The sequence below is a fragment of the Rhizobium sp. KNZ2-6A genome, from assembly GCF_056755475.1.
This window is the reverse complement of the sequence record NZ_JBNDIC010000033.1, coordinates 12,854-26,976: the sequence shown is the minus strand read 5'-3', so window position 1 is coordinate 26,976 and position 14,123 is coordinate 12,854. Positions and strand designations below refer to the sequence as shown.

Below are 14,123 nucleotides of genomic sequence, written 5' to 3'. Positions count from 1 at the left end.
CACGAGACCACTTTAATCTTCTCTAAACGCCCGCCTGATCTGATCGGTCATCGGCTTCGTCAGATAGGCCAGAACGCTTCTCTGCCCTGTCTGCAGGAAGGCTTCCACCGGCATGCCGGGCAGCGGCGTAAGTGCACCGAGCCTCTCCCATTCCGGCTTTGCCACCTTGGCCCTTACGACATAATAGCTTTGGCCCGAACGCTGATCCGTCACCAGATCCGCCGAGATGGTGCCGACCTGGCCGTTCAGCTCGGGCGTTATCCGCTGATTGAAGGCGGGAAAGCGCAAGGATACCGCCTGCCCGACGCTGATCTGGTCAATATCCTGCGGCGCGAGTTTCAGCTCCGCCACGAGCGCATCCTTGTCCGGAACGATCTGCAGGATCGCCTCGGCCGGGGAAATGACCGCTCCTTCGGCATGGATGCTCAGCTGGTCGACGATGCCGGCCTGCGGCGCCTTGAGGTCAATCCGTTTCAGATCATCCTCGGCGGCGATCAGCCGCTCGGAAAACTGGCCGCTGTCGCTCTCCGCCTGACGCAATTGCTCGGATACTTCCGAACTGTGATCGGCATCGATCTGCAGGATCTGCAGCTCGGTTTCCGCGATCTTGCCCCTGGTCTGGGCGATGGACGAGACGAGGTTGCCGAGATCGCCGTTCAGCGAAGCGCTTTCGCGCTGCAGGGAATAGACTTTCGTCGCCGAAATGATGCCCTGATCGAGCAGGCCTTCAAGGCTACCGAGCTCCTTGGCGATGAGTGCGATCTCGCGCCGCTTGCCCTCTTCCTGCGCCACAAGCCCTTCGATCTCCTGCTTCAACTGTTGAATGCGCTCGTGCAGCTGCGATTTTTGGCCCTCACGCGATGCGTGGCGATCGAAAAAGAGCCGGCGTTCGCCGGCCATGATAGCCGCTACGCCTGCGTCGTCGGCGGCCGAGAGCAGTTCGGCGGGAAAGGCGATATCCTGCCGGCCGTCGCGCTCCGCCGTAAGACGCGCGGTGCGGGCGGAAAGTTCGTTCAGCCGTTTGCGGATGATGGCAAGGTTGGCCTTGGTCTGCGTGTCGTCTAGCCGGACGAGCACCTGGCCGGCTGCGACATGATCGCCATTCTTCACGAGGATCGCGCGGGCAATCCCGCCCTTCAGGTGCTTCACCGGCTTCACATAGCTGTCTACGACCAGCGTGCCCGAGGCAATCACCGCCCCGGAAATCCTGGTCGCCGCCGCAAGGCCGCCCATGACGCCAAACAGCAGCAATATAGCCGCCACTACCAGCAGGGACAGGCGGCGGATCGTCCGTTCGGTCGACGGCGAAGTCTTTTCGGTCATCCGTGCGTCTCCCCACCGGCAACGGCGAAATGCGTCGTTCCGACCTGCTTGGGCGATGGCCCGAGGATGTCTTTCTTCGGACCGAATGCCTGGACCTGGCCGCCGGCAACGATCATGACGGTGTCGGCGGCGGCCAGAGCGCTTGGCCTGTGGGCAACGACGATCGCGATAGCGCCGCGCTCCCGCACGCCTGCGAGAGCCGCCGTCAGCGCCGCCTCCCCCTCCGCATCCAGATTGGAGTTCGGCTCATCGAGAACGACCAGGAACGGATCATCGTAAAGCGCTCTCGCCAGGGCGACGCGCTGTCTCTGCCCGGCCGAAAGGCGCGATCCGCTCTCGCCGATCCTGGTATCGAAGCCATCTGGGAGCTTGACGATTATGTCGTAAACACCCGCAGCCTTGGCCGCGGCGATGATCGGCTCCGTGCGCATGTCCTCAGCGAAACGGGAAATATTCTCGGCGATCGAACCGTCGAACAGGTCCACATCCTGCGGCAGATAGCCGATATGCCGACCGAGCTCGTCGGTGTCCCATTGTGACAGAGCGGCACGATCGAGCCGCACGGCGCCGATGGGAACCGGCCACAGACCGGCAATCGCCCGCGCAAGGGAGGACTTGCCCGACGCACTCGGGCCGATGACCCCGAGCACCGTCCCCGCCGATATCTTGAACGACACATTGCGCAGGATAAGGTCGCGGCTGCCTGGAGAGGTGACGCTGATATTCTCGACGCTGAGCTCGCGTGACGGCGGCGGCAAAGCGAAGGTCTGCAGCTTGGGCGGCACGATGTCCAGGAGCGCGGCAAGCCGGCTCCAGCCCTGGCGCGCGGCGACAAGGCCTTTCCACTGGCCGATCGCAAGCTCGACAGGCGCCAGCGCCCGCGTCAGCAGGATCGAACTGGCGATGATGATGCCACCCGTCGCTTCCTGGCGAATGACGAGGATCGCCCCGACAGCAAGAACGCCGGACTGAAGCATCATGCGAGCCATCTTGGCGGCAATGGTCAGCGCTCCGACGACCGTGCTCGCCGTTAGCTGATGCCTGAGATAGTCGTCGTTCATGGCCGCCCACTTCTCGCTCAGGCGGCCAACAAACCCCATGGCGATGGCCGCCTCCCAGTTGCGCCGTGCCGCCTGGGCGAAACCGAGGCGCTTGGCCGAAGACCTGGCCGCCTCCTCAGCCGGTCGACGTGACAGCAGTTCGGCAAGCACTGTGATGCCGACCAGCAACAGAGCGCCGCACAGAGCCGTGAAGCCGATCCAGAAATGGAACAGAAAGCAAAGGGTCAGATAGAACGGTACCCACGGCAGATCGAAAAGCGCCGTCGCGCCGCTACCGGAGAGGAAGGAGCGGATCTGCTCGAGATCGCGGACCGATTGCAGGCCGTCGTCCGAGGTCTGCTTCCTGGTCGGCAGGAACAGGAGCGAGCGGAAGACCTTTCTGTTCAATCGTTCGTCAAGCGACATGCCGATGCGAACAAGCAGCATGGAACGCAGGAACTCGATTGCCCCTTGAAACAGGAACAGGGCCACGACGATGATGGCGAGGCCGGACAATGTCGGCAGGCTGCGGCTCGGAATGACCCGGTCATAGACCTGCAGCATGAAAAAGGAGCCGGTCAAGGCCAGCACATTGATGGCGCCACTCGCCAGGGCGACGCCAATGAAGGCCTTGCGCAGCGCAGACAGCATCAAGGCGACAAATGTCTGCGGAGGGTCTTTCGGGACGGCAAGCACCTTGGCTTTATCCTCAATATTGGCCGTCGCGCACGGCTGGGATCGACATGACGTCCAAGGCACCGCCTCCCGCTCGGCGCCATGAACCCGCAAAGCGATCGTGAATGGTCTCCACCACCACTCCCGCTTCACACTGAGAGCGGCTCAGCTTTTCACGGAGTCTCTGAACCGCTCTATCTCTTTGTCGCAATTCCGGACGGAAAACCGCTGCGCACTTTTCCTGGAATTGCTTTAACCTTCGGCGATCCCATGCAATTCAGGAAGTCGAAATCTATCCAGAATGCAGTTTCGGTGAACCCAAGCTTATCATGGAACGCCTTATCCCTTTCCGGGACAATTGCGCCATGAAATGGGGCAGCAGCCGGTTCCGGCAAGATGCCTGACCCATGAACATTGAGATGAGCAGACGGCGTCTTGCCGCCTGCGTCCCCAAGTTCAATCGAAAAATTCAATCGAATTTTTCCGTCGTATCCGCCTTGCCCTTCACCCAATAGCCGGATGCCTTTATCCAGCTCAGCGGATAGCCGCGCTCGTCCACGAGATAGGAACGCAGAGCGCGCGTGACGGAAGCCTCGGCCGCTATCCAGACGAAGGTGCCGGGCAACAACTCGACGGACCGAAGGATTTCCATCAGTGCGGAGGGATCGGTCGCCTCCGAAAGGGGACGATGCGCCCAACGGATATCCAGCCGTGCCTCGGTTCGAAAGATCTGGTGTTCGGCAGCGCCGACAACCGCCGCAATGGCCGTTATGCGTGCAGCGGCCGCAGCCTCTTCGATCCGGCGACCCATGGCCGGCAATGCCGTTTCGTCGCCGATCAGCAGCCAGTTGGCGATATCACCCGACACGACGGCCGAGCCGCGGGGACCACCGATCTCAAGCCTATCGCCAGGCCGCGCGTCGAGCGCCCATTGGGTCACCGGCCCCGCCTCGTGAATGGCGAAATCGATGATGAGCGTCCGTGCATCGGTATCGTAACGACGAGGCGTATAGTCACGCCGCTCCATCTCTTCACCGGAGCCCGGCACGAAAATCTTGATGTGATCGTCGGGCGCAAGACTGACGAAATCGGCCAGATCATCGCTCGACAATCGCATGCGCAACATGCCAGGCGTGATCCTGTCGATGGCCGCAACCGTCAGGGAGCGTCGCTTCAGCTCATGACGCACGCGCTCGATCCTCGGCGCCGAGACAGTCGGATTGGAAGTTTGGGGATTGTCCATCATGTGTCCTTGCGAGGCGCTTCGATCTCGATCCGCAGGACACAGTCGCGCAGACCGAAGCCGCAGAGCCGTTCGATCATACGCGTTGAGTGACGTTAACGCTTACGTGGCCGAGTGATATCTGGCCAATCTCACGTTTCTATAGAAGAAGAGCCCTCGCTTCGCAACAAAAAGATGATAATTTCAGACAAGTTTTTTGACGCGCCAGGGCTATAACGCGATCGCAATCCTTTACGAATGGATCGGCACGGCCGTTTCGAGCCGTGCCGATCCATTGGATTACTGCAGCGCCTTCTCCATCAGCCGTGCCAGACGTTCGGCAAAGGCGCGCGGATCGGCCGGCTTGTCGCCATCGAGCACACGGGCCTGATCGAGCAGGAGAAAGGCGGCATCGTCGCGCAGGGACGGTGAATCGGCCTTGGCGGCAATGGCCTTGACGACCGGATGATCCATGTTGATTTCGAGGATCGGCTTGGCGCCGGACTCAAGGCGACCAGCGCCTTGCAGGATCTTCTCGAGCTGCCGGTCGTAGCCCTGCTCGGAAGCAACGAGGCAGACGGCGCTTTCGATCAGGCGATCGGAAGCGCGCACGTCGGAGACTTCGCCGGCGAGCTTCTCCTTGGCATAATCGAGGAAAGCCTGCACTTCGGCGGGGGCGCTTTCGCTTTCCGGCTTGTCGTCGTCCTGCTTCTTGAACTGGGCAAGATCAGCGGACCCTTGCGTGATCGACTTGAAGCTCTTGCCCTCGAATTCCGGAGCATTGGTGACCCAGAAGCTGTCGACGGAATCGGTCAGCAACAGAACTTCGATGCCGCGGGCACGGAAACCTTCGAGCTGCGGCGAGGCCTTCAGTTGCTCCAGGCTGCCGCCGACGAGATAGTAGATCGACTGCTGTCCTTCCTTGGCATCCCTGGCGTAATCCGCAAGCGAGCGATAGCCGTCTCCCGACGCGGTCGTGCGGAAGCGCGAGAGCGCCAGAAGCTGCGACCGGCGTTCGAAATCCTCGTAGAGGCCTTCCTTGATCAGGCTGCCGAAATTCTCCCAGATCTTCAGGAAGGCGTCATGATCACTCTCCGCCTGCTTCTCGATCGCCGTGATGATGCGGTTGGTGAGGCCCTTACGGATCGCCGTCAGGATCGGGCTTTCCTGGATCATCTCGCGCGAGACGTTGAGCGGTAGGTCCGACGTGTCGACGAGACCGCGCACGAAGCGGAGATAGCGCGGCAGCAATTCCGCCTCGTCGGTGATGAAGACGCGCTTCACATAGAGCTTCATACGGCCCTTGCGGTCCGGATCGAAGAGGTCGAAGGGCTGCGAGCCGGGCACGAAGGCGAGCGCCGAATATTCATGGCGGCCCTCGGCGCGGAAATGCACCGTCAGCGCCGGCTCGTCATACTGGCCGGACACGCCGCGATAGAAATCCGTGTATTCCTCGGCCGTGATATCGTTCTTCGACTTCGTCCAGAGCGCGGTGCCGTCGGTGAGCTGCGTTGCCTCCTCGCCGGGCTTTTCGGCGATCTTGATCGGCACCGGCACATGGCCGGATTGCTCCTTGACGATGCGCTCGACGCTCCAGCGCGACGCGTAGCTCTTGGCATCCTCCATCAGATGCAGCGTGATGCGGGTGCCGCGCGCCGGCGCCTCGCCAACATCGGTGGGAGCGACGCTATAGCCACCCTTGCCGTCGGAAGACCAGAGCCACGCATCTTCAGCGCCGGCGCGCCGCGAGACGACATCGACGCGATCGGCGACCATGAAACAGGAATAGAAGCCGACGCCGAATTGGCCGATGAGCTGTGCGCCTTCACCCTGCTTGTTGGCCTCGATGCGCTCCATGAAGGCGCGCGTGCCGGACCGGGCGATCGTGCCGAGCGCTTCGATCATCTCGTCGCGGCTCATGCCGATGCCGTTATCTTCGACGATGAGCTTATTGCCATCGGCATCGAGCGTCAGCAGGATACGGCTGTCGGGATCGTTTGCCAGCAGGCTGGGGTGGGCAATCGCCTCATAGCGCAGTTTCTCGCAGGCATCGGCCGCGTTCGAGATCAGCTCGCGCAGGAAGACATCCTTGTCCGAATAAACCGAGTGAACCATCATATGCAGAAGGCGGGCAACGTCGGCCTCGAAAACGTGGCTCTCGGCGGTATTTTCTGCGGTGGTGGTCGTCATAAGCGTCTAGTCTCCTGGGAATAACAAAAGTCGCGCCGCACAGGTGGCGGAAGATGAGGGAAATTTCAAGCGGGCGTTGTCGATGCTGGCTCTGGAACGGAGCGAGAAACCGCTTTTCAGCATGTACAATCGCCAATTCGACGCCTTGTTCCAGGCTTCGGCCGAAAGAACCGACGGACGGCATCTCGCATCTCAGCTGCGTGATTGCCATTGCCGCAGCGCTGCTATAATAACTTGAGTTTAATTTGAAGGATTATTGCGGAAAGCGACGCCGGATACTGCAAATGACGTTTCAGCCACGAATGCAAAACAAGATCGGAGGCTTCTCCGTGGTTGGCGGCATGCATCGCCGCCAATGGAACGGCATGGTTGCCGACATCTGGAACGTCAATTGCGCGGCACAGGCCGGCGGATATTATCTAGCGAGGGATCCGCGGCTGTTCATCCTGCTGGAGCAGCGCGGCGCGGGCACGACCAATGTCCGCCCGTCGCCACGCGCACAAGGCCGGCTGCAGGATTATGATAGCGGACGCATCTCCTATATCCCCGCCGGCATGGAGCTCTGGGTCGACATGGCAGGCGTCGAGTTCGTGCGCCACCTCGATATCCATTTCAATGCCGAGATCATTAGCCAGCGCCTGATGGAAAATATCGACCCGGCGCAGCTCGACCGTCCGAAGCTGCATTTCAACGACCAGCGTGTGATGGCGCTCGCCGAGCTGATCGCGGCCGAATGCGAAAACCCCGAGCCGCTGCACGATCTCTATGGTGACGGCCTGACACTTTCGCTGCTGATCGATGTACTGCGCTTGCGCGGAACGCAGCCGCGCAAGCGCAGCGGTCTCGCCAGCTGGCAACTGCGCCGCGCGGTCGACTATATCGAAGAACACTGCACGCGGGCCATCCGGCTGGAGGAGCTGGCTGAATTGACCGGCCTGTCGCAATCCCATTTCAGCCATGCTTTCAAGGCCTCGACCGGCTTGCCGCCGCACCAATGGCAGACGCAAGCCAGGCTCGAAAGAGCCAAGCATCTGCTCCTGAACAGCGAGATGCCGCTGACGACCGTTGCCGTCGAAACCGGCTTTGCCGACCAGGCGCATTTTACGCGCGTCTTCCGCAAGAATGTCGGCGCCGCGCCGGCGAGCTGGAAACGCAGCAAGCTTGCCTGAAAACCACAGGCCGCGAGCAATTGTATCTCCCGCGGAGAATTGCCCAAAAACATTCAATTTTCCCAGTGACAGACAAGCCGCGCCGGTAAATATGAGTTAACTCCTCATCTTATTGAGGGATCGGCCGGCTCCGGCCGAACAGGCGTAAAATCGGGACAAACGACGGAAATGCAGGGATTGAAGGAAGACGTATTGCGGATGCGGCTGATGGCGACGGGCGTAGCCATTGCCACCTTGCTGCCGGGCTCACAGCTCATGGCTCAAGAGGCCGCCACTGAACTACAGCCGCTGGTCATCCAAGGCTCGCAGCAGAAGGGCGACACCAGCGGCACGGCGCCGATCAAGGGCTACGTCGCCGCGAAAACGACCTCCGGCTCGAAATCCGATACGCCGATCACCGAGGTGCCGCAGTCGGTCTCCGTCATCGGCCGACAGGAAATGCAGGATCGCGGCATCACCAACAAGGTCGACGAGGCGCTGCGCTACACGCCCGGCGTCACCACCCAACCCTTCGGCAATGACGGCGATACCGACTGGTTCTACATTCGCGGCTTCGATGCGACGCAAAGCGGCGTCTTCATGAATGGCCTGACGCTCTACAGCTACGGCTTCGGCGGCTTCCAGATCGATCCGTTCATGCTCGAGCGTGTCGAAGTGCTGAAAGGTCCTTCCTCCGTGCTTTACGGCGGCTCCAATCCGGGCGGCCTCGTCAACATGGTCCGCAAAGAGCCGACCGACGATCCCTATTATTATACGGAGATCGGCATCAACAATCTCGGCAACGCCTTCGTCGGCTTCGACTTTTCCGACAAGCTTTCCGCCGACGGCGTCTATCGCTACCGCCTGACCGGCAAGATCGCCGGCGGCGACACCTATAGCGACGGCACCCATGATCTGCGCGGCTTCATCATGCCGCAGGTGACGATCTCACCGGACGATTCCACCAAGCTCACTGTTTTCGGCATGCTGAGCGGTCTCGACGAGATCCACAGCGGCAACGGCTTCTTCCCCTATGTCGGCACCGTCGTCGATGCGCCGTTCGGCAAAATCAAGCGCGATGCCTTTTATGGCGAACGCGGTATCGACAACCTGAAATATGCCCAGCAGATGCTTGGCTACGAATTCTCCCATGATTTCGACGGCGGCTGGACCGTGTCGCAAAACGCGCGCTATGGCCATCTCTACAAGCGCGAGGACGGCCCGTATCTGAACGGCTACGTGGGCGGCAATCCGCTCAGCCCAACCTATGACGACCCGGATTACATGCTGAACCGCATCGGCTTCTTCGAGCGCTCAAAGGTCGATACATTCTCGGTCGACACCCGCGCGGAAAACAAGTTCGACACCGGTCCGATCAGCCACGATTTCCTGATCGGCACCGACTATTCGATCTACCGTCTCGACCAGATTCAGGCCTGCTGCGGCTCGAACCCGATCAGCGCCACCAATCCGGTCCACGGCACGGCGCAGGGAACCAACTTCGTCTACCTCAACCAGGTGCTGACGCAGCAGCAGCTCGGCATCTATGCGCAGGACCAGATCCGCTTCGGCGGCGGCTGGCTGGTGACGCTCAACGGCCGCTACGACTTCGTCGATGCCAACTCCGATGCAAAGGTCGGCACGACCTACAGCTCGAACGACAGCGCACCGAGCGGCCGCGCAGGCATCGCCTACGAATTCGCCAATGGCATCACGCCCTATGTCAGCGCCGGCACCTTCTTCCGGCCGCTGGTCGGCACCAGCGTCACCGGCGGCGGGCTGCTTCCGGAAAAAGGCGAGCAATACGAGGCCGGCGTCAAGTACGAGCCGGACTTCATCGACGGCCTGTTCACGGCGTCGATCTTCCAAATCGACCGCAAGAACATGGCGCTGACCGATCCCGTCACCTTCCTGCAGCGCCAAGTCGGCGAGGTCCGTTCGCGCGGCGTCGAATTCGAAGGCAAGGTCAATCTGGACGAAAACTGGAAGGTACTCGGCTCCTACTCCTACACCGACCTCGAAGTCACCAAGGACCTCGACTCCTCCATCGTCGGCAACTCGCCCTATCTGGTGCCGAACTCCACCGCATCCCTGTGGCTCGACTACGCCTTCACCAGCGACGCGCTTGATGGCCTGAGCATCGGCGCCGGCGTGCGCTACCAGGGCAAATCCTGGGCAGACCAGGCCAATACCCTGCGCGTGCCTTCGGCAACGCTCTTCGATGCGGGCATCCGCTATGAGAAGAAGGGCTGGGGTGCCGCGCTCAACGTCTCCAATCTGTTCGACAAGGAATATGTCTCGGGCTGCGCCGGAGAGAATGTCTGCGGCTATGGCGAAGCCAGAACCATCACCTTCAAGCTGAGCAAGAAGTGGTAAGTTGAGAATAAAAGTATACTTTATTTCTCAATCATGGCAAAGAGCCGGCGATCGCCGCAGGGCGATCCCCGGGCCGATTTGAAATCAGAGGCGACGTCAGCATGACGGCTAGAAGCGCTCACGGGCTGTCGCGTCGGCAGCTGCTGGCCATGGCGAGCACTGCCGCGCTCGCCGGTTTGACGCCGGCGCGTGCGGCAACGAGCCCGCGCGTGGCGACGCTCGATTGGGCCATTCTGGAAACCCTGCTGGCGCTCGGCGCCAATGTGGTTGCCGGCACCGAACTATTGCAATTTCGAGACGTTGCCGTCACACCGGTCATTCCCGCAGGTGTTGCCGATCTCGGGCTACGCGGTACGCCGAATTTCGAGGTCCTCTATGCCGCCAAGCCGGAGCTGATCTTCAACTCCAATTTCTATGCCTGGGCCGACGATCGCCTGCGCCTGATCGCACCGGTCGAAAGCCATGCCGTCTATCAGCCAGGAGCCAGCCCCTATCGGCTTTCCGAAGAGATGACGCTTGCGATTGGCGAGCGGCTCGGCCTTCCCGCCGGCCGTGCGCTCGTCGACGCCATGCGGGAAAAGCTGGAGGCGTATCGCATCAGCTTCGGCAGGGGCGATCATCGCCCGATCCTGCCGATCAATCTGGGCGACGCCAGGCACTTTCGCGTCTTCGGCTCCGACAGCATGTTCGGGGATGTCCTGACCCGCACCGGCCTTGCCAATGCCTGGCCGGATCTGACGAGCTATTCGGCGACCGCGCCCGTTGGCATCGAGCGGCTCGCCGCCATGCCGGACGCATGGATCGTCCTGATCCCGCCGCATCCGGCCGAAGCCTTGGCCGAACTCCGGCAAAGCGCATTCTGGAATGCGCTCCCGCCGGTGCAGCAGGGCCGGGTCCTCCTGCTCGGCTCGATCAACCCTTACGGCGCGCTACCCGCAGCGGAGCGCTTTGCCGATCTCCTGGCGGGAGGGCTCACCCGTGCATGGAATGGTTGATCGCCGCATGGCTGCTCGAGATACGATCGCCAGGGATGGGCCACTGGCACGCAATGCGGTCCTGCTTGGCGTCGTCTGCATCCTTGCTTTCATGGCGCTCATCTTCCTGCGTCCTAAGCTTGCCGCGGACACGGGCAATGCAGCCGCCCTCAACCACATCCTGCTCATCGACAGCCTGCTGCCGCGCTCGGCGATCGCGCTCATCGCCGGGGCAGCGCTCGGCCTTTCCGGCGCCCTGTTGCAAAGGGTGTTGCGCAATCCGATCGCCGATGCCTCGACGCTTGGGATCGCCGCCGGCGCGCAGCTAGCAATGACGATCGCCGTCGGCCTCTTTCCGCTGCTCATCGGCCTGCCGCGTGAGATTTCGGCCTTTGCCGGCGGGCTTGCGGCTGTCCTGATCGTTCTAGCCCTGAGCTGGCGTCGCGGCCTCGATCCGGTGACGGTGACGCTCTGCGGCATGATGGTGACCCTGGTCGCGACCGCACTCAGCGTCACCATTATTCTGGCGCGCGGCGAATATGCCATGTCCGTCTTCATCTGGGGCGCGGGCGCGCTCAATCAGCAAAGCTGGGATGGCGTCGTCACGCTTGTCCCTCGCCTTGCCATCGGCTTTGCGGTTGCCCTCATGCTCGTTCGCCCGTTGACTGTCATGAACCTGGACGACAACAGCGCGAAGAGCCTCGGCCTGGCCCTGCATGGCGTGCGCTTCGCCGTTCTGGCGCTCGCCGTCTGGCTCGCAGCTTCGGTGACGGCGCAGGTTGGCATCATCGGCTTTCTCGGCCTTGCCGCGCCGCATCTGGCAAGATTTTGCGGCGCGCGCCGCACCAGGCAATTGCTGATCGCCGCACCGCTTGCCGGCGCCGGGCTGCTGTTCCTCACGGATTGCCTCGTGCAACTGCTGTCGCCGGGGTTTACCGATCTCGCACCGACAGGTGCTGCGACCGCACTTCTCGGCGGGCCGCTCCTGCTTCTGCTTCTACCGCGCCTGCATTCGCGCAATGCGCCGCGCGCCGATGGCGCACCACGAGCGCGGTTAGATCTCACTGCCCCCAGGCGGGCGCTTGCTCTGCTCGCCATCGGTTTCGTTCTCCTGATCATCTTTGCCCTATCGGTTGGACGCAGCATTGACGGCTGGCAGGTGGCTGTCGGCAGCCGGTTCTCAGAGCTTTTGCCCTTCCGCCTGCCACGCACCGTCGTTGCAGCGACCGCCGGCGCCATGCTGGCCGCGGCCGGCTTCATCATGCAGCGCCTGACCGCCAATCCGCTCGCAAGCCCCGAGGTCCTGGGCGTCAGTGCCGGCGGTGGTGCGGGACTGACCGCGGCCCTCTTCCTGTTCGCCTTCCCGTCGCCCGCCATCACGATCACGGCGATGACGATCGGCGCGCTGATCGCGTTCCTCGCGATAATGGCGGTCAGCGCACGCGGTGGTTTCCGAGCCGAGCGTCTGCTGCTTTCCGGCATTGCGATCGGTGCGCTATCCATGGCGATCGTCACCGTCGTTCTTTCCCGCGGCGACCTGCGCGGCTATCTCTTGCTGACCTGGCTGTCGGGTTCCACCAACCGCGCCGGCGCCTTCGAGGCCTGGACCGGCATCATTTCGGCCGCCCTCCTCATGCCGGTGTTACCGCTCCTGCGGCGGTGGTTCGATATCCTGCCGCTTGGCGGAAATGTCTCGCGCTCCGTCGGCCTCTCGGTCGCGGCAAGCCGGCTGACTTTGGCGGTTCTCGCAGCCCTCCTGACCGCGATTCCCTCTTTTCTCGTCGGTCCCCTCAGCCTGACGGGGCTGATCGCGCCGCATCTTGCCCGCCTCATCGGCTTCCGCGAGACGATCAAGCAATTGATGGCCAGCCTGCTGCTCGGCGCCATGCTGCTGGTGCTGGCCGATTGGCTGTCGCGAATGGTGATCTTTCCCTACGAGGTTCCCGTCGGCCTGTTCGCAGCCCTGATCGGCGGCCCCTATCTCATCTGGTTCCTGACCCGCAAGGAGACTAAGCAATGATGCATGCAAGGGATTTCACCGCTTCCGGCGTTGCTACCCACAAGGATGCCGGCGAGCTGCTGGATCAGTTCTGCGCGCGCTTTGCCGAGCATGTCACCATCACGCGAAGCGAGGCCGGAGCCCGCCTCGAGACCGTCATCGGCAGCGCCGATATCGCCGTCAGCAACGATCGCCTCGACATCAAGCTGCGTTGCCCGACCGCGGCCATGCTCTTCACCATCCGCAGCATGGTCGCTGAAAACCTGTTCGAACTCTCCACCAACACGCTCGCCCTCAATTGGGCCGACGGGCCGCAACCGTCAGCCATACCGAATTTCCACGAAATCAGCGTCGTCGATACCTACGATATTACCCCTCATATGCGCCGCGTCGTGGTCGCGACCGATGATGCCAGGCATTTCGTCGAGGGCGGCATGCATGTCCGCCTGCTTATACCGCCTAAGGGTCGCGAGCCGGTCTGGCCGCATACGGAGCGGGATGGCCGCATCCATTGGCCGAAGGGCGACGATGCGCTGACCATCCGTGCCTATACGATCCGCAGCATCGATCTTGACCGCGGAGAAATGAATATCGATTTCGTCGTGCATGAAGGCGACGACGTCCCTGGGGCGACCTGGGCGATGACTGCCCGCCCCGGCGATCGCGTCGGCCTTATCGGTCCGGGCGGCGGCGGCGTGCCGACGGCGCGCAGGCTCATTCTCGCCGGCGACGAAACCGCGCTGCCCGCCATCGCCCGCATCGCGGCCTCCGTGTCCGCAGATGCCGAGCTGCGCATCTTTATCGAGGTCGCCGATAGGCAGGAAGAGCAGCCGCTGAGCTCAAGCGCATCGATGGATCTCACCTGGCTGCATCGCAATGGCGCGGCGGCTGGAACGACCGATACGCTTGAACGCATTCTGCGCGACATCGTGCCTGCAGCCGATCCGGACACCTATGTCTGGGCCGCCTGCGAACAGAAACAGGCTCGCGCCATCCGCGCTTTCGTCAAGAGCGAGATCGCGAGGGACCCCGGCACCTTCAGCATCGCCGCCTATTGGCAGCGTTGTTGAGGAAATAGTCAGAAAACAGGCGGTAATAGCCTAGCTTTTGAGCAAAACTTTAAATCGCCCAATATTTCGGCGAATAGGCTTGTCCGCTTTGCTGCGTTGCGTCATA

10 protein-coding genes are annotated in these 14,123 nt (G+C 62.1%); 5 read left to right on the top strand and 5 right to left on the bottom strand.

What is annotated here, in order from left to right; translation table 11 throughout:
• Positions 1-12: 12 nt before the first annotated feature.
• From ACPYOP_RS21420 to htpG, 5 genes are all read right to left on the bottom strand, one after another.
• Positions 13-1,323: an HlyD family type I secretion periplasmic adaptor subunit gene (locus tag ACPYOP_RS21420; RefSeq protein ID WP_481412322.1), complete on the bottom strand. Its 1,311-nt coding sequence runs from the start codon at positions 1,321-1,323 to the stop codon at positions 13-15.
• The gene (locus ACPYOP_RS21415; protein WP_481412321.1) at positions 1,320-3,059 is read right to left on the bottom strand and encodes a type I secretion system permease/ATPase; all 1,740 of its coding nucleotides are present in this window, start codon (positions 3,057-3,059) and stop codon (positions 1,320-1,322) included. The genes ACPYOP_RS21420 and ACPYOP_RS21415 overlap by 4 nt, the downstream gene beginning before the upstream one ends.
• 173 nt (positions 3,060-3,232) lie before the next feature.
• Positions 3,233-3,511, bottom strand: coding sequence for a hypothetical protein (locus tag ACPYOP_RS21410; protein ID WP_481412320.1), 279 nt, complete (start codon positions 3,509-3,511; stop codon positions 3,233-3,235).
• Positions 3,508-4,281 carry a siderophore-interacting protein gene (locus ACPYOP_RS21405; protein WP_481412319.1) on the bottom strand — a complete coding sequence of 258 codons (774 nt, stop codon included), beginning with the start codon at positions 4,279-4,281 and terminating at the stop codon, positions 3,508-3,510. The genes ACPYOP_RS21410 and ACPYOP_RS21405 overlap by 4 nt, the downstream gene beginning before the upstream one ends.
• A 279-nt stretch (positions 4,282-4,560) precedes the next feature.
• Positions 4,561-6,450, bottom strand: a complete 1,890-nt coding sequence (gene htpG / locus ACPYOP_RS21400) for a molecular chaperone HtpG (protein ID WP_481412318.1) — start codon at positions 6,448-6,450, stop codon at positions 4,561-4,563.
• Between the two features lie 284 nt (positions 6,451-6,734).
• On the opposite strand from htpG, the gene ACPYOP_RS21395 reads away from it, so the two are divergent.
• From ACPYOP_RS21395 to ACPYOP_RS21375, 5 genes are all read left to right on the top strand, one after another.
• Positions 6,735-7,619, top strand: coding sequence for an AraC family transcriptional regulator (locus ACPYOP_RS21395; protein WP_481412317.1), 885 nt, complete (start codon positions 6,735-6,737; stop codon positions 7,617-7,619).
• Positions 7,620-7,787: 168 nt separating this feature from the next.
• Entirely contained in the window at positions 7,788-9,974 is a 2,187-nt protein-coding gene (locus ACPYOP_RS21390) for a TonB-dependent siderophore receptor (RefSeq protein WP_481412316.1), read from the top strand.
• Positions 9,975-10,075: 101 nt separating this feature from the next.
• Complete coding sequence (locus ACPYOP_RS21385) at positions 10,076-10,969, top strand: ABC transporter substrate-binding protein (protein WP_481412315.1); 894 nt, start codon at positions 10,076-10,078, stop codon at positions 10,967-10,969.
• Positions 10,970-10,976: 7 nt separating this feature from the next.
• Positions 10,977-12,968 (top strand): Fe(3+)-hydroxamate ABC transporter permease FhuB, encoded by a 1,992-nt coding sequence (gene fhuB / locus ACPYOP_RS21380; RefSeq protein ID WP_481412314.1) that lies wholly within the window; start codon positions 10,977-10,979, stop codon positions 12,966-12,968.
• Positions 12,965-14,017 carry a siderophore-interacting protein gene (locus ACPYOP_RS21375; RefSeq protein ID WP_481412313.1) on the top strand — a complete coding sequence of 351 codons (1,053 nt, stop codon included), beginning with the start codon at positions 12,965-12,967 and terminating at the stop codon, positions 14,015-14,017. The genes fhuB and ACPYOP_RS21375 overlap by 4 nt, the downstream gene beginning before the upstream one ends.
• Positions 14,018-14,123: the final 106 nt, after the last annotated feature.

Excerpts from the sequence above, each read along its gene's own strand:
- ACPYOP_RS21420 (WP_481412322.1), bottom strand. The coding sequence starts at position 1,323 with ATGACCGAAAAGACTTCGCCGTCGACCGAACGGACGATCCGCCGCCTG.
- ACPYOP_RS21405 (WP_481412319.1), bottom strand. The coding sequence starts at position 4,281 with ATGGACAATCCCCAAACTTCCAATCCGACTGTCTCGGCGCCGAGGATC.
- htpG (WP_481412318.1), bottom strand. The coding sequence starts at position 6,450 with ATGACGACCACCACCGCAGAAAATACCGCCGAGAGCCACGTTTTCGAG.
- ACPYOP_RS21395 (WP_481412317.1), top strand. The coding sequence starts at position 6,735 with ATGACGTTTCAGCCACGAATGCAAAACAAGATCGGAGGCTTCTCCGTG.
- ACPYOP_RS21390 (WP_481412316.1), top strand. The coding sequence starts at position 7,788 with ATGCAGGGATTGAAGGAAGACGTATTGCGGATGCGGCTGATGGCGACG.
- ACPYOP_RS21385 (WP_481412315.1), top strand. The coding sequence starts at position 10,076 with ATGACGGCTAGAAGCGCTCACGGGCTGTCGCGTCGGCAGCTGCTGGCC.
- fhuB (WP_481412314.1), top strand. The coding sequence starts at position 10,977 with ATGGCTGCTCGAGATACGATCGCCAGGGATGGGCCACTGGCACGCAAT.
- ACPYOP_RS21375 (WP_481412313.1), top strand. The coding sequence starts at position 12,965 with ATGATGCATGCAAGGGATTTCACCGCTTCCGGCGTTGCTACCCACAAG.